The organism is Pseudomonas sp. QS1027, from assembly GCF_002814235.1.
GTDB lineage: Bacteria > Pseudomonadota > Gammaproteobacteria > Pseudomonadales > Pseudomonadaceae > Aquipseudomonas.
Genome location: NZ_PHSU01000003.1, coordinates 181,777 through 200,561, shown reverse-complemented (window position 1 = coordinate 200,561; position 18,785 = coordinate 181,777). Strand labels below are relative to the sequence as shown.

Genomic DNA, 18,785 nt, shown 5'->3' with positions numbered 1-18,785 from the left:
TCACCCAATCCCGAAAACCCCTCTAAACCGGGCCTTCCGCCGTTGGCACAGCTCCTGCTATAGCCCTGGCAGGCTGCGCTTGCGCGCGCTCCACAACAACAATGACTCGAAGGTTCCCTGATGGAAAACTCCACAACCCTGCCCCTGGGGTCGGCGGCCGCGCCGACCAAAGAAAGAACCACCTCCAGCCGTCTGAAATCGATCTTCAGCGGCTCGGTCGGCAACATGGTCGAATGGTACGACTGGTACGTCTACGCCGCGTTCTCGCTGTACTTCGCCAAGGTCTTCTTCCCCAAGGGCGACACCACCGCCCAACTCCTCAACACCGCCGCGATCTTCGCCGTGGGCTTCCTGATGCGCCCGATCGGCGGCTGGCTCATGGGCCTCTACGCCGACCGCAAGGGACGCAAGGCCGCGCTGATGGCCTCGGTCCTGCTGATGTGCTTCGGCTCGCTGATCATCGCCCTGACCCCGGGCTATGAAACCATCGGCGTCGGCGCCCCGATCCTGCTGGTGGTCGCGCGCCTGATGCAGGGCCTGTCGGTCGGCGGCGAATACGGCACCTCGGCCACCTACCTCAGCGAGATGGCGACCAAGGAACGTCGCGGCTTCTTCTCCAGCTTCCAGTACGTGACCCTGATTTCCGGCCAGCTCATTGCCCTCGCGGTGCTGATCGTGCTGCAACAGACCCTGACCACCGAACAGTTGCAGGCCTGGGGCTGGCGGATTCCGTTCGCCATCGGCGCCCTGTGTGCCGTGGTGGCGCTCTATCTGCGTCGCGGCATGGAAGAAACCGAGTCCTTCACCAAGAAGAAGGAAGCGCCGAAAGAAAGCCTGATGCGCACCCTGATGCGCCATCCCAAGGAACTGATGACCGTGGTCGGCCTGACCATGGGCGGCACCCTGGCGTTCTACACCTACACCACCTACATGCAGAAATACCTGGTGAACACGGTCGGCATGAGCATCTCCGACTCCACCACTATTTCGGCGGCGACGCTGTTCCTGTTCATGTGCCTGCAACCGTTGGTGGGTGCCCTGTCGGACAAGATCGGCCGGCGGCCGATCCTGATTGCCTTCGGCATTCTCGGGACGCTGTTCACCGTGCCGATCCTCAGCACCCTGCACACCATCCAGACCTGGTGGGGCGCGTTCTTCCTGATCATGGCGGCACTGATCATCGTCAGCGGCTACACCTCGATCAACGCGGTGGTGAAGGCCGAGCTGTTCCCGACTGAAATCCGTGCGCTGGGCGTCGGCCTGCCTTATGCCCTGACCGTCTCGATCTTCGGCGGCACCGCGGAATACATTGCACTGTGGTTCAAGAGCGTCGGCATGGAAACCGGCTACTACTGGTACGTGACGGCCTGCATCGCCTGTTCGCTGCTGGTGTACGTGACCATGAAGGACACCCGCAAGCATTCGCGGATCGAGACCGACTGATTCACGGCACCACCCCGCTTTTGTAGGAGCCGGCTTGCTGGCGATGAGGCCCTTGAGCCTTGCAGCGTCCATGTTGACGCCATCGCCAGCAAGCCGGCTCCTACAGGTTTGGCGGTGTTTGCCGGACTGAATCGCCCCTCCCGCCCCACGCCCTTACTGGGTGATCCCGGCGCATTCCTGCACCATCGCAAAAGAATTATCTGAATTAATAGTCAGTTAATTTCCAAGCGACATTCTGAACCTACGTTAAATCGACCTGGCCCCGGCCCCTTGGCATCACGTTGAATGCCGACCTTTTCTGGCGCCAAACATATCGATTTATACGATTGATTTAAGCGTTTATTTGCGCTTTTTAATCAAATTAGTGAGCGTAAAATCACTTCCACACCCACTGAACAAAACGAACACTTTCAGGAGCAACCACCATGAAAACCAAACTGATCCTCGCCCTGGCCCTCTCGGTACTGGCTGCCAACACCTTCGCCGCCGATGGTTATGACCGTACCGGCTCCGCCGCTTTCAACTCCAGCGCCAGCGCCGCGCTTGCCTCCGATGGTTTCGATCACACCGGCACCGCTGGTGCAATTGCTTCCGATGGTTTCGATCGCACCGGTACTGCCGCTGCTATCAGCTAACCTCTTCAGCAACGGCATCACAGCCCGGCCTCCGCCGGGCTTAGTCATTTCTGGGGGACAGAAATACAAAGCTCCCAGACGATGAGAGCCCGCTCGCCACAGGTGCGCATAGATCCAACTATCGCATTTCATAATCAGGCACAGCACACTGTGCACCTGCACTTCCATCCTGCTCGCGGAACCCGAACCATGTCCGACGCCATCCACTACTACGAACCCGCCAACGGCCACGGCCTGCCCCACGACCCGTTCAATGCCATCGTCGGCCCACGGCCCATCGGCTGGATTTCCTCGCAGGATGCCCAGGGCCACCTGAACCTGGCGCCCTACAGTTTTTTCAACGCGTTCAACTACATTCCACCGATCGTCGGCTTCGCCAGCGTCGGTCGCAAAGATAGCCTGAACAACATCGAACAAACCGGTGAGTTCGCCTGGAACCTCGCCACCCGGCCCCTGGCCGAAGCCATGAACCAGAGTTCCGCGGCCGCGCCGGCCGAGGTCGATGAATTCGAACTGGCCGGCCTCACCCCCGCCGCCTCGCGAATCATCAAGGTGCCACGGGTACAGGAAAGCCCGGTGTCGTTCGAATGCAAGGTCACCCAGATCATTCAACTGCAACGGGCCGATCAGGCATTGGTGCCCACCTGGCTGGTGCTCGGCGAAGTGGTCGCCGTACATATCGCCAAGTGGCTGCTCAAGGATGGGATCTACGATACTGCCGCCGCCGAACCGATTCTGCGCGGCGGCGGTCCGGCGGACTACTTCCAGTTGGGCCCGGAAGCCCTGTTCAAGATGTACCGCCCACGCGCCTAGCGGCCAGCGCACGTCCCTGTAGGAGTCGTGCCCAGAAGAAGATCAGTTGAAAACCTAAGCTGCAGCCCAGGACAACTCACCTTCTTCGTCGACATCAGCCAGTCGCGCAAGCTCTTGCGCGGCAGCCTCGTCGGCCTCGAGGGCGGTCTTGAACTTCTGATCATCGAGTATTTTGTGAAAGCGTGGTGCACCGGAACCGTCCAGGGCTTTCACGGCAATCGCCGCGCTATAACCGCCCTCACCGGGAACCACCGCCGAAACGGCTTCGAAGTGTGTGAATGCTTTACGTGCCATGCCTGTTATCCCGGCCAATTGATTGGCCGGCATTCTAAACCTTCAGCTGGCCAACTGCTGCAAGGCACCGGCACTGGACAGATGAAAATCACACTGGGCCCGGGCCGCACTGACATCGCTGAAGGTATGGAAGTCGAAGCTGTCGACCACCAGGTCCTGGACCAGCTCGGCAAAGACCTGCATCGCCGGGGTATTGAAGTAGGCCGTCATGGCCGGTTGGTTGACCCAGAACCCGGACACCAGCCAAAGGTCGGCATCGGCCAGGGAGTGCTGCAGGGAAAATTGCAGGCAACCGGGTGCCTGGCGGGAGGGTTCGATCAGGCTGCTCAGCCGTGCGCCCAGCTCGGCGGAACGCCCAGGGCGTGCACGAACAAAGGCCATGTGACTGACGGGGATAGGCTTGGACATGCGCGACGCTCCCGAAGAGAAGTTGTACTCGCTCAATCAGCCCGGGGACTGACTGCGACAGGAACAGAGATTAGAGCGTTTGCCGAGGGGTCGTTAGTCGATTCCTGCCGGCTTATTGCACAATCCTGCCGCGACACCGACTCCCACCAGTACCGAGCCCCCGTGGCCCGCCCTGCTCCTGGCAACCGCGTTTTGAGCAACTTCAGCGCGCCTGGCCGCCTGTAATATGACCGTCATATGAAAAGACTGCAGAATCAGGCAAGAATTGCGCAGTATTGTCCTGGCGCTACGGCTTGCCCAAACTTAAGCTTGCCCCATTCGCAATCACCCCCAGGGCCCGCCATGTCCTTGCTCGATCACCCCCAAGTCCCCCTGCCGGTCGAAATGGAAAAGCTGCGCGCGGAGCTGGCCGAGATCATCTGCCGCAACACCGGTGAAGACGGTAACTACGCCACTGCGGTGGGCTCGCTGCACCTGTCGCGCCATAGCCAGCCCCACGAATTCTCCCCGGTACTGGCCCAACCGGCCCTGTGCGTCCTGGCCCAGGGTCGCAAGGAAGTACGCCTGGGGGATGAGAATTTTGTCTACGATCCGCTGAACTACATGGTGGTCTCGGTTTCCATGCCGATTTGCGGGCGGATCACCAGTGTCTCGCCGGAACACCCGATCCTCGCCTTGCGCGTGGATATCGATCCGGCCGAAATCAGTGCCTTGATTGCCGAGGCCGGCCCCATGGGCGTACCCAGCCGGCCCACCGGGCGCGGCTTGTATGTCGAGCGCCTGGACACCCAGATGTTCGATGCCCTGCTGCGCCTGACCCGCCTGCTCGACAGCCCGAAAGACATCAACATGCTCGCGCCGCTGATCCGTCGGGAAATTCTCTATCGACTGCTGCGCAGCCCCCAGGGCTACCGGCTGTATGAGATCGCCATCGCCAATAGCCAGAGCCATCGGGTCAGCCAGGCGATCAAATGGTTGAACGGTAATTTCGAGCAACCGTTGCGCATCGACAGCCTGGCCCGTGAGGCCAACCTGAGCGTGTCGACCCTGCACCACCGGTTCAAGGCGATGACCTCCATGAGCCCGTTGCAGTACCAGAAGCAGCTGCGCCTGCAAGAAGCGCGGCGGCTGATGCTGCTCGAAGGCCTGGACGCCTCGGCGGCGGGCTACCGCGTGGGCTATGAAAGCCCCTCGCAGTTCAGTCGCGAATACAGCCGGCTGTTCGGGGCGCCACCGTTGCGGGACCTCGCACGCCTGCGCTTGAGCGTTTGAAGGCGCAGCACCTGCAAACTCGCACCTACAAGGCGCGAATCACATGCTTGATTTCCTGGAATGCCTGCAAGCCCCAAGGCCCCAGCTCACGCCCCAGACTGCTCTGCTTGTAGCCGCCCCAGGCGGTCTGCGGGAAGATCACCTGCGGTGCGTTGATCCACACCAGCCCGGCCTGCAAGGCATTGGCGACCCGTTGCGCGGTCTGGTCATTGCCGCTGACCACACTGGCCACCAGACCGAACTCGCTGTCGTTGGCCAACGCCACGGCTTCGGCCTCGCTGGCAAAACTGCGCACGCAGAGCACCGGGCCGAAAATCTCTTCACGCCACAACGCGCTGTCCAGGGGCACTTCGGTGAAGATCGTCGGCCGCAGGAAATAGCCACGCGGCAGCTCCGGCGGACGCCCACCGCCACAGACCAGCCGAGCGCCGACACTCAGGCCGCGATCGATATGACCGAGCACACGCTGGTATTGCGCCTGGTTGACCAGCGCACCCATTTCCACCTCGGGGTCGAACGGGTCCGCCACGCGAATGGCTTCGGCCCGAGCGGTCAGGCGCAACAGGAACTCATCGGCGATCTCATCCGCCACCAGCACCCGGCTGGTGGCCGAGCACATCTGCCCGGCATTGAAGAAACCGCCGCCACTGGCGAGCTCCACCGCCAGATCGAGGTCGGCATCGGCCATCACCAGTAACGCGGATTTACCGCCCAGTTCCAGGCTCACGCCCTTCACGCTTTCCGCCGCCCGCTGCATCACCTGGACCCCCACCGCATTGCTGCCAGTGAAGGAGATTTTCGCCACCCGCGGATCGGCGGCCAGCGGTGCCCCGACGGCCAGGCCGGTGCCGCAGACCAGGTTGAAGACCCCGGACGGCAAACCGCTGTCGGCGATGATCGACGCCAGTTCCAACTCCGGTAGCGGCGTGACCTCCGAGGGTTTGAGCACCACGCAGCAACCGGCAGCCAGGGCCGGGGCCAGCTTCCAGGCGGTGGTGACCATCGGGAAGTTCCACGGCACGATCAGCCCCACCACTCCACACGGCTCGCGGCGTACACGGGCAGCAAAGGCATCGCTGGGCAGCTCGACCGTTTTGTCCTGCTGCTCGTCGAGGGTTTCGGCCAGGCCCGCGTAATACTCGAAGGTGGCGATCACATCATCGACATCGATGCCCGCCTCGAACAGTGGCTTGCCATTGTTGGTCGATTGCAGGTGGACCAGGGTTTCGCGACGCTCGCGCACGCCGTCGGCAATCCTGCGCAACACCGCACCGCGCTGTGTCCCAGTGGTCGCCGACCAATCGGCAAAGGCCCGGCTCGCAGCGCTCACCGCCTGTTCCACGGCCTGTTCATCACCACCGGAAACGCTGCCGAGCAGGGCCTCGGTGGCCGGATTGATCACCCGCAGTTGCTCGCTGCCGGAACACCATTGGCCATCGATGTAGAGGCCGTCCTGATTCATTTGCGTTTTCATCACGACACCATTCCTTTCATCCAGAGACCCTGGTCGACTTCAATCAGCGTCGGCCCCGGACGCGCCGCGGCGGCGTATAACGCGCTGCGCAGCGTCTCGACGCCACTGACCGCTTCGGCGGCACAGCCCAGCGCCTTGGCGACAGCGATAAAGTCCGGGGTATAGATATCCACGCCCACCGGGGTGATGGCGCGGTTGACCATGTATTTCTTGATCTCTTCGTAGCCCTGGTTATTCCACAGCAGGACGATGACCGGCGTGCGCGCCTCGACGGCACTCGCCAGTTCCGACAGGGTGAATTGCAGGCCGCCGTCACCGATCAGGCACACCACCGCCCCTCGCTCGTCGCGCTCGGAGGCACGCCCCAGCCAGGCGCCGATGGCAGCGGGCAAGGCATAGCCGAGGGTGCCGTAGCCGGTGGACGAGTTGAACCAGCGACGTGGGTGCTCCGGGTTCAGGGTCAGGTTGCCGGTATACACCGGCTGGGTCGAGTCACCCACCAGCACTGCGTCCGGGAGCACCTCGAGAATGGTCTCGAGGAACAGCGTCTGGGCGCGAGTTGGCGCATCCCACAGGCCGTCGAGTACGGCGCGCAATGCGGCCGCGCGCCGATGGCCCCAGTCCTCGCGGCGGGCGGCCAGCGAAGTACCTTGCAACGCCGCGAGCAGTGCTTCGGCGGCCACCTGCGAGTCGGACACCAACGCAACCTTGGGCGGGTAATTGCGCACCGTCTGGTCAGGGTCGATATCGATACGCAGCAAGGTACCGGGGATCTCGAAACCGCCGGCGAAGGTAATGTCGTAATCGGTTTCCGCCAGCTCAGTGCCAATCGCCAGGACCACGTCGGCATCGGCGACCAGGGCCCGGGTGGCGACCAGGGATTGGGTCGAACCGATCAGCAGGGGGTGCTCGGACGGCAACATGCCCTTGGCATTGATGGTCAGGGCAACCGGTGCGTCCAGCAATTCGGCGAGTTTCGCCAGCGGCGCGGCCGCATCGATGGCACCGCCACCGGCGAGGATCAACGGATGCCTGGCGCCAGCGAGCAGCTCGACCATCTGCGCCACGGCAGCCGGTGCGGCACCGGCACGGGCAATGCTCACCGGCTGGCTGTCGAGCAAGGCATCGGCGTTTTCCACCAGCACATCGAGGGGAATCTCGATGTGCACCGGACGCGGCCGCCCGGCCTGGAACAATGCGAAAGCCCGGGCCAGCACCGCCGGCAGTTCGGCCGCCGACATCAGCGTGTGGGAGAACGCCGCCACGCCGGCCACCAAGGCGCCCTGGTTCGGCAGCTCATGGAGCTTGCCTCGCCCGCCGCCCAACTGACTACGCGATTGCACACTGGAAATCACCAGCATCGGGATCGAGTCGGCATAGGCCTGGCCCATCGCCGTGATGATATTGGTCATGCCGGGGCCGGTGATGATAAAGCACACGCCGGGCTTGCCGCTGGTCCGGGCATAGCCGTCGGCCATAAAACCGGCACCCTGCTCGTGACGCGGCGTGATGTGCTCGATGCTCGACGAGGCCAGCCCGCGATAGAGTTCCACGGTGTGCACGCCGGGAATGCCGAACACCTGCTCGACCCCGTAGCCTTCCAGTAACTTGACCAATACTTCGCCGCACGTCGCCATCAGTTCCGCCCTTCCTGTTCGCCTTGACCGTGGGACGCAGCCCCACGGCGATCACGCTATTGGAGCGTTTGGCCCATGGCGGGCACAACGCAAAAATAGTCATACTAGCCATGTCCTGTGGTCATGCCTGAGTTCGCCATGAAACGTCTTCCACCGCTGCCCGCCCTGCATACTTTTCTGATCACCGCCCAGTGCTGCAACTTCACCCGGGCGGCCGAGCAGTTGCATATCACCCAGGGTGCGGTGAGTCGGCAGATCGCCGGTCTGGAACAGCATCTGGGTTATGCGTTGTTCCAGCGCCAGGCGCGGGGCCTGAGCCTGACGGCCCAGGGGCGTGAGCTGTTCCCGCGAATCCAGCAGGTGTTCAGGCAGATCGAAGAAGCGGTGGAACAGGTGGGTGCGCAACATCCGGCGCTGAAGCTCAAGGCGCCCATCTGCATGATCCGCTGGCTCTTGCCGCGCCTGTTGCAATGGCGCAAGGAGCGCCCGGATGTACCGGTGGAACTGACCACCAGCCTGCAGCACGGGGTCGACTTTCGCCGGGAGGATTTCGATGTGGCGGTGATTTATGGCGCGCCGCCGGGACCATCTGTGACCGCTCATCACCTGTTCGACGAACAACTGACACCGGTCTGCTCGCCGCAGTTGCAGAAGGGGGCGATCGCTCTGGAGCACGTGGCCGACCTTGAACAGCACACCCTGCTGCACCCCACCCTCGACCAGCAGGACTGGCAAACCTGGCTGGACGCGGCCGGGGTCCGGCTCGGCAATATCGGCCAGGGCCAACACCTCGAGACCATGGACGTGGCGATGTCCCTGGCGTCCCAGGGCACTGGTGTGGCGATAGGCGATTGGGCACTGATCGGCGAGGACCTCAGTGCCGGGCGGCTGGTCATGCCGTTCGATCTGCGGGTGCGCACCGGGCAGGCCTACTTCCTGACCTATCCGCCACGGTCCGAAGCTTCAGCACCGCTGCATGAGTTGAGGGAGTGGTTGGTGGCACAGGCGGCGGAGCGGGTTTGATCGTCAGCACACAGCAAAACCTCCAGGAGCCGGCTTGCTGGCGATGCAGACGCTGCGGTGCCTCAGACAGACCGCGTTATCGTTCATCGCCGGCAAGCCGGCTCCTGCAGACAGCAAAAGGTGTCGCTAAAACTCAGTAACCGACGGCGAAGCGTTGACGCGAGTGCGCCGGCTTCTCGACTTCATCCAGCAGGGCAATGGCGTAGTCGGCGAAGGTGATCCAGCTGCGACCTTCGGCGCTCACCAGCAGATCATCCTTGCCCAGGCGGAAGTGCCCGGTACGCTCGCCTTCGACAAACTCCGCCGACGGTGACAGGAAGCTCCAGTCGAGGTCCTTTTCCTGACGCAAGGTCTCAAGGAATTCCGCACCCGCGCTGGCCTCCGCCTTGTACTCCGCTGGAAAGCCCGGGCTGTCGATCACCCGAGCGCCACCCGGCAACAACAGCGAACCGGCACCTCCGACCACCAGCAGGCGCTTGACCCCGGCCTTCTTCACCGGGCCGATCACCGCTGCGGCCGGCAGGGTGGCGAAATGCGCGGCGCTGATCACCACATCGTGACCGGCAACCGCCGCTTCCAGCGCAGCGGCATCCAACGCATCGACCGCCTTTTTCACAACACCGGCACGCTCGGCGATCTTCGCCGGGTTACGGGCGATGGCGGTCACGCTGTGGCCGCGACGCAGGGCTTCTTCCAGCAACTGGCTACCGGCACGACCGGTGGCACCAATGATTGCAATCTTGCTCATGACACTCTCCAGTTCCAATCGAATGACGCTAGGCGTCGAGGGGGCCCTTCCTACCCAGGGAGCAGGAAGGCGATCTACACAAACTTCCAATCAGCAGGTGAGCGAACTCACCACTTCATCTCGCCCTTGGCGACCTTGGCGCTGAGCTCCAGGGAGGACTCTTCGCCGAGGCCCGGATAACGTTTTTTCATCGCTGCAATCAGTTCGGCGGAATCCTTGGCCTTGGCGGTCTCTTCGTCGAACGCCTTGATGTAGTCAGCGGTAAATTGCACCGCCGCGAGAGAACGCGAGCTGTCGCCGAGGAAGTGACCGGGCACCAGGGTCTTGGGTATCAGCGCCTGGATATGTTGCAGCGTTGCCAGCCAGGCCTGATGGGACTGCGCGGTCTGGGTATCGGCCATCCACACATGGATGTTGTCCGCCACCACCACGCCACCCACGACCGCCTTGATCGACGGAATCCAGACAAAGGTGCGATCCGGTTGCTCGCCGTTCAAACCGATAACTTTCAACTCACGCCCTTCCAGCGTCAGATGATCGCCCTTGAGCACCTGCGGCACCACGGTGTGCGCCGGCACATCGGCGCCCATTTTCGGTCCCCAGAAAGCCAGCTTGCCGTCGACAGTGGCCTTGATGTGCGCCACGGTCGGCGCCGACGCCAGCACCTTGGCCTTGGGGAACGCCTGGGTAAGGGTGTCCAGGCCGAAGTAGTAGTCCGGGTCGCCATGGCTGATGTAGATGGTGGTCAGTTGCTTGCCGCTGGCACGGATTTTTTCCACCAGTTGTTCGGCCTGGGATTTGCCGAACTGGGCATCCACCAGGATCGCCTCCTTCTCACCACTGACCAGCACCGAACTCACCGGGAAAATCGCCGAGGTCCCAGGATTGTAGACATCCAGGGTCAAGGCCGGCTGGGCCGCCGCCGCGTGGGCGACAAAACCCAGGGTGGCGGTGGCGAGCAAGAGGCGACGAAACAAAGACAATCCGATCATGTGCAACTCCGAGATCTGTTGGCCGTGATGGCGATGAACAGAGCTTAGTTGCCCGAACCGATACAAAAAATGCGATGCTGGAACATAGTTTGTTTCTGAAAGTGGGCAAATCATGGATCGTCTTACGGCAATGCGGGTCTTCGTCACGGTGGTCGACCTGGGCAGCCAGTCAGCGGCGGCCGACCATCTGGACCTGTCGCGCCCGGTGGTGTCGCGCTACCTCGCGGAGCTGGAGGACTGGGTCGGTGCCCGACTGATGCACCGCACCACCCGCAAGCTGAGCCTGACCGCCGCCGGCAACGAAACCCTGCCGCGCTGCCGCCAGTTGCTGGAATTGTCGGCGGACCTGCAGGCCGCCGTCAGCGTGCCGGACGAGGCGCCGCGCGGATTGTTGCGGATCAGCGTAAGCACCTCCTTCGGCCTGTCGCAACTGGCCGATGCCATGGCCGAGTACGTCAAGCGCCACCCGGGCGTCAGCGTCGACCTGCAGATGCTCGACCGCACGGTGAACCTGGTGGATGAGCGCATCGACCTGGCGATCCGTACCAGCACCGAACTGGACCCGAACCTCATCGCCCGCCGCCTGACCGTCTGTCGCTCGGTGGTCTGCGCCTCCCCGGCCTACCTGCGCGAACATCCGGCGCCGCAACGGGTGGAAGACCTGAGCCGGCACAACTGCCTCACCCACTCCTACTTCGGCAAGAGCCTCTGGCATTTCGAGCAGGATGGCGAACAGGTTTCAGTGCCGGTGCAGGGCAATATCAGCGCCAACGAGGCCGGTACCCTGATGCAAGCGGTGATCGCCGGAGCCGGTATTTCGATGCTGCCGACCTACCAGGCCGGGGCCTATATCAAACGGGGCGAACTGGTGCGCCTGCTGCCCCGGGCGGAACCGATATTGATGAACATCTATGCCGTGTACGCCTCACGCAAACACATGCCGACGACGCTACGCAGCATGCTCGACTTCCTGGTGCAGCGCTTTCCCGAAGCACCGCTCTGGGATGAAGGATTATGAAGGCTGGCCGATCCACCGGCTGAATAGCGCGCCAACGATACCGTGAGTGTGACTGGCAACTCCCGACAACTGACCTAGGCTTGAATCAGTACCTTCTAGCGAACTGAGTTCGGCAGAGTCAGAGGTCAAGAGCATGAATATTCTAAAAACAAGAAAGTGTGCCGCCGTGTTAGCCATCACCGCTGTTGTAGCGCTCTACGCCACCGCGGCCTGGCGGGTGGAGCAGATACGACAGGCGCCACGGGAATTATCCACCTGCCACCTGGATTACTGCGTCCCCCATACGGCCAGCCTGAGTGCGCTGAGATAATCTCGTCGGTTGTACTTACGAGGCTATCGAATAGCAGGCTATCTAGTACACTGGCAAGCATCCCCGCGCACTTGCCTGGTGAGCGGGTCAACCACTGCTTGCAGGTTCTACCGTGACCAATCTCAATCAGCCCGGCCAAACGAAGCCGGCGATTCGCAGCATCCTGATCGCCTTGATGCTGGCGATTTTCCTCGGTGCGCTGGACCAGACGATTGTCGCCGTCTCGATGCCCGCCATCTCCGCCCAGTTCAAGGACGTCGGCCTGCTCGCCTGGGTGATTTCCGGCTACATGGTGGCCATGACCGTGGCGGTACCGATCTACGGCAAGCTCGGCGACCTCTACGGCCGACGCCGCTTGATGCTGTTCGGCATGGGCCTGTTCACCCTCGCCTCGCTGTTCTGCGGCATGGCCCAGAGCATGGAGCAACTGGTGCTGGCGCGGATCATCCAGGGCATTGGCGCCGGCGGCATGATTTCGGTCAGCCAGGCGATCATCGGCGACATCATCCCGCCCCGCGAACGCGGTCGTTACCAGGGTTACTTCAGCAGCATGTACGCGGTGGCCAGCGTGGCCGGGCCGGTGCTCGGCGGCTATATGACCGAGTACCTGTCGTGGCGCTGGGTGTTCCTGATCAACCTGCCGCTGGGCCTCGGCGCCTGGCTGGTGGCCCACCGCACGCTGGTCGGCCTGCCGATACCGCAGCGCAAGCCGATCATCGATTATCTCGGCACCATGCTGATGATCATCGGCCTGACCGCCCTGCTGCTGGGCATCACCTTCATCGGCCAGGGCCACCACTGGAATGACGGACAGGTGCTGGGCCTGCTGGCCACGGCGCTGATCGCCCTGCTGCTGTTTGTCCTGCATGAACGGCGCACGGTGGAGCCTTTGCTGCCGATGCACCTGTTCCTCAACCGCAACGCCCTGCTGTGCTGGTGCACGATATTCTTCACCAGTTTCCAGGCGATCTCGCTCACGGTACTGATGCCCCTGCGCTTCCAGAGCGTGACCGGCGCCGGCGCCGACAGCGCGGCCCTGCACTTGCTGCCGCTGGCGATGGGGCTGCCCATGGGCGCCTACTTTGCCGGACGGATGACCTCGGTGACCGGCTACTACAAACCGCTGATCCTGACCGGTGCGCTGCTGATGCCTCTGACCATTCTCGGCATGGCACTGACCCCACCCCAGGCGGTGCTGCTCAGCAGCCTGTTCATGTTGCTCAGCGGGATCGCCGGCGGCCTGCAGTTCCCGACCTCGCTGGTGGGCACGCAGAATTCCGTGGAACAGCGCGATATCGGCGTCGCCACCAGCACCACCAACCTGTTCCGCTCCCTCGGTGGCGCGATGGGCGTGGCACTGATGTCGGCGTTGCTGCTGGCACTGTTGCAGGACTCCAGCCTGACCCACCTGGCCGGTACTTCGGTGGTCGCCGAAGGCAGTTCAGGCAATGCCCTGCTCGAAGGCCTGAACAGCGCCGAAGGTCCGGCGCGCGACGCCCTGCGCGCCGAACTGTTGCTGACTTTCCGGCACTTGCTGATGATCAGCGCCGCCGTCGCCCTGCTGGGCCTGGCGGCGGCAATTGCGATGCCGAACCAGGTGCTCCGTGGGCGGGAAGACAAGGCCCACTAGTCGAAGGGATTCCCTGGTGGGGTCGTCACTGCAAAATGTGCAGGCATTTTTTATCCGCGCCACTAGAATGCGTCCATCGGGAAACCCACCTACGGAATCGTCATGCCGCTTCGCTCAGCGCTCTACTCACAACGCTCGCTGATTCTGACGCTGATCGCCCTGCTGGCCAGCGGTTTCCTCGCGACCTCCCTGCTCAGCTACTACGCCTCGCGCGCCTCGATCCGCGACGGCATCGTCAACACCGAACTGCCCCTGACCTCCGACACGGTCTACTCGGAAATCCAGAAGGACCTGGTCCGCCCGGTGCTGATTTCCTCGATGATGGCCCGCGACACTTTCATGCGTGACTGGGTAGTGGCCGGCGAACGCGACTCGCAGCAGATGACCCGCTACCTCAACGAGGTCATGACCCACTACGGCGCCTATACCGCCTTCTTCGTTTCCAACAGCAACCTGACCTACTACCAGGCCAAGGGCGTGCTGAAGAAAATCCGCATCGACGAACCCAACGACCTCTGGTATTTCCGTGTACGGGACATGCAGGCACCCTACGAGATCAACGTCGACCCGGACACCGCCAACAATAACCGCCTGACCTTCTTCATCAACTACAAGGTCTTCGACTACGACGAGCACTTCATCGGCGCCGCTGGTGTCGGCCTGACCGTGGACGCGGTGGTCAAGCTGATGGACAAGTACCAGCAGCGCTACCAGCGCAGCGTGTACTTCGTCGACACCTTCGGCCGCCTGGTACTGACCGGCGCCGACGGCGGCCCCGAAGGCGCCCGGGCCGGGCAGTCGCTGAACGACCTGGCGAGCATGAAGAACCTGCAGGCCAAGCTGCCCAAGCCCCACGATGGCAGCTACGAATACGCGGAACCGGACGGAAAATCGCACTTCCTCAACGTTCGCTTCATCCCGGAACTGAACTGGTACCTGTTCGTCGACAAGCGCGAAGACGGCGCCCTCAGCGGGATTCGCCAGTCGCTGTACCTGAACCTGCTGATCTGCCTGGTGGTGACACTGATCGTGCTGGCCCTGCTCAACCGCGTGGTGCATCGCTACCAGCGCAAGATCCAGGCCCTGGCGACACTCGACAGCCTCACCGGCCTGCCCAACCGCCGGGGCTTCGACCTGCTGGCGGTCCAGGCCCTGCATGAAGCCCAACGCGAACCCAAGCCGCTGACCGCGCTACTACTGGACCTGGATCACTTCAAGCAACTCAACGATACCCACGGCCACCTTGCTGGCGATGCCGTGCTGAGCGGATTTGCCCGAGACCTGGAGAGTTGCCTGCGTCAGTCGGAAATCATTTGCCGCTGGGGTGGCGAGGAATTCATTGTCCTGCTCAAGGACACCGACAGCACCAATGCCCAACTGATCGCCGAGAAAATTCGCCAGCATATCGAACAACAGCGCTACAGCTACAACGGCCAAAGCCTGCAAGTGACCGCCAGCATCGGCCTGACCTCGCTGCAACCCGACGACACCCTGCACAGCCTGCTGGCCCGGGCCGACCATGCGCTGTACCGGGCCAAACAGAGCGGACGCAACCGCGTCTGCAGCGACCTGCCGAAATCCGTTCATGAATGACCCCGGCCTGTGCCCGGCCTGCGGCGCGCGCAACGACTGCACCCTGGCCGATCCACGCACCGCCGACCGGCCCTGCTGGTGCTACAGCGTCAGCATCGACCCGGCGATACTCGAAGCCCTGCCCGACGAACTGCGCAACGCCGCCTGCCTGTGTCCGCGTTGCGCGCAAGTGGACGAGCAGCTGAAGGCGCCCCCACGACCTGCGTCATGACGTAAAATGCCCGCCCACCCCGAAGCCTTCAGCCATGCGCCTTGACCGTTTCCTCAGCAACCTGCCCCGCTTCAACCGCCAGCAGGTGCGCCTGTTGCTGGTGCAAGGACGGATCAGGGTCGACGGCCTGATCGCCAGCGATCCCCATCATGAAGTCCGCGAATTCAGCCAGGTCGAAGTCGATGACGAAGTGCTCCAGGCAGGCCGCCCGCCGCGCTACTTCATGCTGCACAAACCCCAGGGCTGCGTCAGTGCCACCCGCGACCCGGAACACCGCACCGTCCTTGACCTGATCGACGAGCCCGACGCCCTTGAGCTGCACATTGCCGGTCGCCTGGACTTCAACACCACCGGGTTGATGATCCTGACCAACGATGGCCAGTGGTCGCGCCGTCTGACCCAGCCGCAGACCAAACTGCCGAAGATCTACTATGTCGAGACCGAGCAGATCATTGGCCCCGAATACGCCGAGACCTTCGCCCGTGGCCTGTACTTCGCCTTCGAGGACCTCACCACCCAGCCCGCCACACTGGAAGTGCTCGGCCCGCGCAGCGCCCGGTTGAGCATCGTCGAAGGCCGCTACCACCAGGTCAAACGCATGTTCGGCCACTTCGACAACAAGGTCCTGCGCCTGCACCGTGAAGCCATGGGACCGCTGGTGCTGGACGAACAATTGGCCCCGGGGCAATACCGAGCCCTGCGCACCGAAGAAATCGACCGGATCTGAGCGCGCGACGACGACCGCTGAGCAGAAGTCACCGAGTTATGACAAATCGTTCCTTGCACAATCGCCCCATGCCTGCTTGAATCAGACCGTCAGCCAAAATATGACTGATGAGTCACATCATCATTCCAAGAAACTCTTTGTCGGCTGCGAGGCCCACCGGCTCTCGCTCTCCGGCAGATTGCCCGCCTATAACAATACCCGTCGGCCAGGCTTCAACGGACCGACATGGGCCTGCAACATTCCAGGCGAATGCCTACCTGTCATATAGCTCGTGCACAGTTCGTTGCGCGCATACCCGCTTGCCAGGAGTCTTTTGACATGAGGCCAGAAATTGCTGTGTTGGATATACAGGGGCAGTATCGGGTTTACACGGAGTTCTATCGCGCAGATGCCGCAGAAAAGACCATCATCCTGGTCAACGGCTCGATGGCTACCACTGCGTCGTTTGCACAGACAGTGAAGAACCTGCACCCGCAATATAACGTCGTGTGCTACGACCAGCCCTACGCGGGCAAGTCCAAGGCCCACAACCGTCACGAGAAAATGCTGACCAAGGAAGTCGAAGGGCAGATCCTCCTGGAGTTGATCGACCACTTCGCCGCCGAGCACGTGATGTCGTTTTCCTGGGGTAGCGCGGCGACCCTGGTGGCCCTGGCGCACCAGCCACGGCGGATCGAAAAGGCGGTGATCAGTTCCTTCTCACCGGTGCTCAGCGAACCGATGCGCGATTATCTGGAACGGGGTGTCGACTACCTCAGCGCCTGCGACCGCGACCGCATGGGCCACCTGGTCAACAGCACCATCGGCAAGCATCTGCCGTCGCTGTTCAAGCGCTACAACTACCGGCATGTCAGCAGTCTGGCCGAGCATGAATACGAGCAGATGCACTTCCATATCGGCCATGTGCTCAACAGTGACCGGCTGTGCTACCTGGCGGCGGCGAAACGGATCGATGTACCGGTGCTGTTCATGAATGGCGAATGGGACGAATACACGTCGCCCAACGATGCGCTGCAATTTGGCCAGCATGTGCGCCACAGCCACTTCACCACGATCCGCAGCACCGGGCACTTTCTCGACATGGAACACAAGTCCGCCTGCCGGGACAGCCGTCATGCGCTGCTGGAGTTCCTCAAGCCGACGCACCAGGAAAGTCGATCGCGGTATTACCGACATGTTCAGGAGCACCATGCACGGGCCATGTGAGCGAGTGTTACCGCGGGGGGTTGTCTATCTCCCGCGGATGAACGCAAATCCGACGTGCTTGTTAAAACACAGATTTTCAAAGAAAAACTTCAAATCCCCGGCGACATCTGGTACAAAGTCAGCCGTTCAAGTTGCGGGTATAGTTTAGTGGCAAAACGAAAGCTTCCCAAGCTTTAGTTGAGGGTTCGATTCCCTCTACCCGCTCCAATCAAATCCAGTCTGACGTTGCGCAACAGCGCGACGAAGACAAAAGAAAACCGGCCCTGGTGGCCGGTTTTTTTATGGGCGTGATCGCGCCAGCCTATGTGCTTGACGCATAGCTTATTCTCAAACGTCATAATCACCTGTGTTTCTGCATGGTAATCTCGCAGGACCATGAATAGGCATTGATCGTATTTTGACAATGGCCAGAACCAGGAAAGATCATGCCGAAAAAGTCCCACTCAGCTCTTCGTCGCAATTTTCGTGAACTGCTTGCCGCGCACAAGTGTGTTGAAACCGCTTCTGTTTTCGACCCCATGTCCGCTCGGATCGCAGCAGACCTGGGTTTCGAGGTGGGTATTCTGGGAGGGTCAGTGGCATCGCTGCAGGTACTGGCAGCGCCCGACTTTGCGCTGATCACCCTGAGTGAGTTCGTCGAACAGGCCACCCGGATAGGCCGCGTAGCCCAACTGCCTTTCATTGCAGACGCCGACCATGGTTACGGCAACGCCCTCAACGTCATGCGCACAGTCGAAGAACTTGAGCGGGCGGGCGTAGCGGCACTGACGATTGAGGACACCCTTCTACCCGCACAGTTTGGCCGCAAATCCACGGACCTGATTTCCATCGAGGAAGGCATCGGGAAGGTCAAGGCCGCCGTTGAAGCCCGTGTCGATCCCGAGCTGTCCATCATTGCCCGGACGAACGCGGGGGTGCTGCCAACCAAAGCCATCATCGAACGCACGCAAGCCTATGAGAAAGCCGGCGCCGATGGCATTTGCATGGTGGGTATCAGCGACTTCGAGCACCTTGAACAGATCTCGGAAAACCTCAGGGTGCCACTGATGCTGGTGACCTACGGGAATCCGAAACTCAGTGACAGTCAGCGCCTGGCAGACTTGGGCGTTCGTGTAGTGGTTGCCGGCCACGGCGCCTACTTCGCCTCGATCAAGGCAACCTACGACAGCCTCAGAGCGCAGCGCCAGCTCACTCACAGCACCTCGAATCTCAGCGCTACGGAGCTGACGCATACCTACACGCTACCTGAAAGCTACATGGCCTGGGCTAAAGAGTTCATGGATGTAAAAGAGTGATGCCACGCCAATAGCTCCCGTTGATGTGCCAGGAGCTAGTGTCATGTACAAAACCC

Annotated in this window: 18 protein-coding genes, 1 tRNA gene and 1 pseudogene; 14 read left to right on the top strand and 6 right to left on the bottom strand. The window is 62.0% G+C overall.

Going from position 1 to position 18,785, the window contains the following annotated elements; translation table 11 throughout:
* The first annotated feature begins 120 nt into the window (after positions 1 to 120).
* The 3 genes and pseudogenes from CWE01_RS01540 (at position 121) to CWE01_RS01530 (ending at position 2,891) form a co-directional block, all read left to right on the top strand.
* The gene (locus CWE01_RS01540) at positions 121 to 1,443 is read left to right on the top strand and encodes an MFS transporter (protein ID WP_100938757.1); all 1,323 of its coding nucleotides are present in this window, start codon (positions 121 to 123) and stop codon (positions 1,441 to 1,443) included.
* 425 nt (positions 1,444 to 1,868) lie between these two features.
* Positions 1,869 to 2,063 (top strand): annotated as a pseudogene (locus CWE01_RS01535) (hypothetical protein); the annotation flags it as partial.
* A 204-nt stretch (positions 2,064 to 2,267) separates the two neighbouring features.
* Positions 2,268 to 2,891 carry a flavin reductase family protein gene (locus CWE01_RS01530; protein WP_100938755.1) on the top strand — a complete coding sequence of 208 codons (624 nt, stop codon included), beginning with the start codon at positions 2,268 to 2,270 and terminating at the stop codon, positions 2,889 to 2,891.
* Positions 2,892 to 2,945: 54 nt separating this feature from the next.
* Here CWE01_RS01530 and CWE01_RS01525 read toward each other — a convergent pair whose 3' ends face one another.
* Positions 2,946 to 3,185 (bottom strand): hypothetical protein, encoded by a 240-nt coding sequence (locus tag CWE01_RS01525; RefSeq protein WP_177144136.1) that lies wholly within the window; start codon positions 3,183 to 3,185, stop codon positions 2,946 to 2,948.
* A 42-nt stretch (positions 3,186 to 3,227) separates the two neighbouring features.
* Positions 3,228 to 3,593: an antibiotic biosynthesis monooxygenase family protein gene (locus CWE01_RS01520; RefSeq protein WP_100938753.1), complete on the bottom strand. Its 366-nt coding sequence runs from the start codon at positions 3,591 to 3,593 to the stop codon at positions 3,228 to 3,230.
* A gap of 342 nt (positions 3,594 to 3,935) precedes the next feature.
* Between CWE01_RS01520 and CWE01_RS01515 the strand changes: the two genes are divergently transcribed.
* A complete protein-coding gene (locus tag CWE01_RS01515) occupies positions 3,936 to 4,865 on the top strand; it encodes an AraC family transcriptional regulator (RefSeq protein ID WP_100938752.1) in 930 nt (309 codons plus the stop codon).
* A 25-nt stretch (positions 4,866 to 4,890) separates the two neighbouring features.
* Here the strand turns inward: CWE01_RS01515 and CWE01_RS01510 are convergent, their stop codons facing one another.
* Positions 4,891 to 6,339, bottom strand: a complete 1,449-nt coding sequence (locus CWE01_RS01510; RefSeq protein WP_100938751.1) for an aldehyde dehydrogenase family protein — start codon at positions 6,337 to 6,339, stop codon at positions 4,891 to 4,893.
* Complete coding sequence (locus CWE01_RS01505) at positions 6,339 to 7,976, bottom strand: 5-guanidino-2-oxopentanoate decarboxylase (protein ID WP_100938750.1); 1,638 nt, start codon at positions 7,974 to 7,976, stop codon at positions 6,339 to 6,341. The genes CWE01_RS01510 and CWE01_RS01505 overlap by 1 nt, the downstream gene beginning before the upstream one ends.
* Before the next feature lie 138 nt (positions 7,977 to 8,114).
* On the opposite strand from CWE01_RS01505, the gene CWE01_RS01500 reads away from it, so the two are divergent.
* Positions 8,115 to 8,999, top strand: coding sequence for a LysR substrate-binding domain-containing protein (locus tag CWE01_RS01500; protein ID WP_100938749.1), 885 nt, complete (start codon positions 8,115 to 8,117; stop codon positions 8,997 to 8,999).
* A gap of 133 nt (positions 9,000 to 9,132) precedes the next feature.
* Here the strand turns inward: CWE01_RS01500 and CWE01_RS01495 are convergent, their stop codons facing one another.
* A complete protein-coding gene (locus tag CWE01_RS01495; RefSeq protein WP_100938748.1) occupies positions 9,133 to 9,747 on the bottom strand; it encodes an NAD(P)-dependent oxidoreductase in 615 nt (204 codons plus the stop codon).
* 107 nt (positions 9,748 to 9,854) lie between these two features.
* On the bottom strand, positions 9,855 to 10,739 hold the full coding sequence (locus tag CWE01_RS01490) for an MBL fold metallo-hydrolase (RefSeq protein WP_100938747.1): 885 nt from the start codon (positions 10,737 to 10,739) through the stop codon (positions 9,855 to 9,857).
* Between the two features lie 112 nt (positions 10,740 to 10,851).
* Here CWE01_RS01490 and CWE01_RS01485 point away from each other — a divergent pair, with 112 nt between their 5' ends.
* The 9 genes from CWE01_RS01485 to CWE01_RS01450 all read left to right on the top strand — a co-directional run bounded on the left by CWE01_RS01485 (position 10,852) and on the right by CWE01_RS01450 (position 18,729).
* Entirely contained in the window at positions 10,852 to 11,757 is a 906-nt protein-coding gene (locus CWE01_RS01485; protein WP_100938746.1) for a LysR family transcriptional regulator, read from the top strand.
* A gap of 166 nt (positions 11,758 to 11,923) precedes the next feature.
* Positions 11,924 to 12,067 (top strand): hypothetical protein, encoded by a 144-nt coding sequence (locus CWE01_RS33500; protein WP_177410441.1) that lies wholly within the window; start codon positions 11,924 to 11,926, stop codon positions 12,065 to 12,067.
* Positions 12,068 to 12,179: 112 nt separating this feature from the next.
* A complete protein-coding gene (locus CWE01_RS01480) occupies positions 12,180 to 13,697 on the top strand; it encodes an MDR family MFS transporter (RefSeq protein ID WP_100938745.1) in 1,518 nt (505 codons plus the stop codon).
* A gap of 102 nt (positions 13,698 to 13,799) precedes the next feature.
* Positions 13,800 to 15,290 (top strand): sensor domain-containing diguanylate cyclase, encoded by a 1,491-nt coding sequence (locus tag CWE01_RS01475; protein WP_100938744.1) that lies wholly within the window; start codon positions 13,800 to 13,802, stop codon positions 15,288 to 15,290.
* Positions 15,283 to 15,501, top strand: coding sequence for a cysteine-rich CWC family protein (locus CWE01_RS01470; protein ID WP_100938743.1), 219 nt, complete (start codon positions 15,283 to 15,285; stop codon positions 15,499 to 15,501). Before CWE01_RS01475 ends, CWE01_RS01470 begins: the two co-directional genes overlap by 8 nt.
* 34 nt (positions 15,502 to 15,535) lie before the next feature.
* Entirely contained in the window at positions 15,536 to 16,228 is a 693-nt protein-coding gene (locus CWE01_RS01465) for a pseudouridine synthase (RefSeq protein ID WP_100938742.1), read from the top strand.
* A 318-nt stretch (positions 16,229 to 16,546) separates the two neighbouring features.
* Entirely contained in the window at positions 16,547 to 17,434 is an 888-nt protein-coding gene (locus CWE01_RS01460) for an alpha/beta fold hydrolase (RefSeq protein ID WP_100938741.1), read from the top strand.
* A 133-nt stretch (positions 17,435 to 17,567) separates the two neighbouring features.
* Positions 17,568 to 17,641 (top strand) — tRNA-Gly (locus tag CWE01_RS01455).
* Between the two features lie 218 nt (positions 17,642 to 17,859).
* The gene (locus CWE01_RS01450; protein ID WP_100938740.1) at positions 17,860 to 18,729 is read left to right on the top strand and encodes an oxaloacetate decarboxylase; all 870 of its coding nucleotides are present in this window, start codon (positions 17,860 to 17,862) and stop codon (positions 18,727 to 18,729) included.
* Positions 18,730 to 18,785: the final 56 nt, after the last annotated feature.